The sequence below is a fragment of the Candidatus Magnetobacterium casense genome, from assembly GCF_019173545.1.
In the GTDB taxonomy this organism is placed as follows: Bacteria; Nitrospirota; Thermodesulfovibrionia; order Thermodesulfovibrionales; family Magnetobacteriaceae; genus Magnetobacterium; species Magnetobacterium cryptolimnobacter.
Window position 1 is genome coordinate 1 of sequence record NZ_JABXWD010000685.1, and the last position, 1,326, is coordinate 1,326.

Sequence of the window (1,326 nt, forward strand, 5' to 3'; positions counted from 1 at the left end):
TTGAAACCTTATTCGGGGATTATCTGCTTGTCATGTATGACCTTAATGCCTTTGATCTAAAGGACAAGCGCCTGATAAGCTCTTTAATGAATCTCCAGTTATCCGACAAGGAGTTAATCGAAAAGGGCAGGTCCATAGCCGATGGGATACGAAAAGGGGGCGAGGGTGAGTTGGGAGACCTGGTTGAGACGTTGTTTAAGTCCTACGCAGGCTTAATCAAAGGTACCACAGAACAGGACGGAAACAACGTCGGCGAGTACAAACGTAAGATAATCAGCGCTTCCGATGAGATAGTATCCTTGACGGATAACCCCAGGATGGAGCAAGAGATGTCTGCCGTGTTAAGAATCCTGGCCCTATACCTTAAACTAATCGTGGTCGGCTCTGACAGAGACATGGATACCTATGAGAAAACGGCAAAGAAATTTGCGACGGTCTTTGCCTCATTGCAGCGTAAGTAGGTTGCGGCTCTGTGTTGCAGGTATCGGCATTAGCTTGATATAAATAAAAAATCAGGAGGTTGGGTAATGTTATCAAGGAGCGTAACGAGTCTTACAGGTCTGCTGATGCTGGTGGTGTTTCTGTGCGTGTCATGTGCTTCAGGGCCTGCGCATAAGGGGACTACCCAAGAGCGGTTCTATAAGGGGCAACAGGCAGAGATCGTTGACCTGCTAAGGCAGTCAAATCAGGAGAGATTAAATAACAACATCGATAAGGCCATCGATAAGGCCAATGAGGCTATGGAAAAGAGCACGGCCATCAAGGATGACGTTATGCGTCTGTCATGCGGTTTCTGGATTATGACACTCAGGGGTAATCCCGGAGGCATTGATTCCGTGCAGGGAGAACTCTTAAAGGGTGATAAGTTTGAGACGTTGTTCTATGGATACTTGCTGGTCATGTACGATATCAACGCCTTTGATCTGCGGGGGAATGACCCCTTAGGGGTGCTCTTTGGTTCCATGTCGGGTAATGATCTTATGAAATCCGGCGCCGGGCTTGTCCTGGCGAGCAGGCAGGCAGGTGACGTTACACTTGCCGACCTGGTTGAAACCATGCTTACATCCTACACCGACTTGCTTGCGGCCTCCAGGGATAAAAACGACGACAAGGTCAGTGAGTACACGCATAAGGTACTCGACACCTGCGATAGGATCACAGTGCTGGCAGATGACCCCAAGGCGCTTAAAAGCAGCAGGAAGGACGAATTTGCTTTCATGGCCAGGATGTTTACGCTGTTTGTGAAATTGCCGGTTGCTGGTGTTGACGCAGACATGGCAGCCTATGAAAAAGCCGCAAAGCAATATGCCAAGTTTGTGGCTAGCG

General features: G+C 48.8%; 2 protein-coding genes. Both read left to right on the top strand.

Annotated elements, in window-relative coordinates:
• Nucleotides 1-461, top strand: a 461-nt coding sequence (locus HWQ67_RS18735; RefSeq protein WP_218254213.1) for a hypothetical protein, incomplete at its 5' end; no start/stop codon positions are given.
• 66 nt (nt 462-527) lie between these two features.
• A partial coding sequence (locus tag HWQ67_RS18740) for a hypothetical protein (RefSeq protein ID WP_218254214.1) occupies nt 528-1,326 on the top strand: 799 nt, incomplete at its 3' end.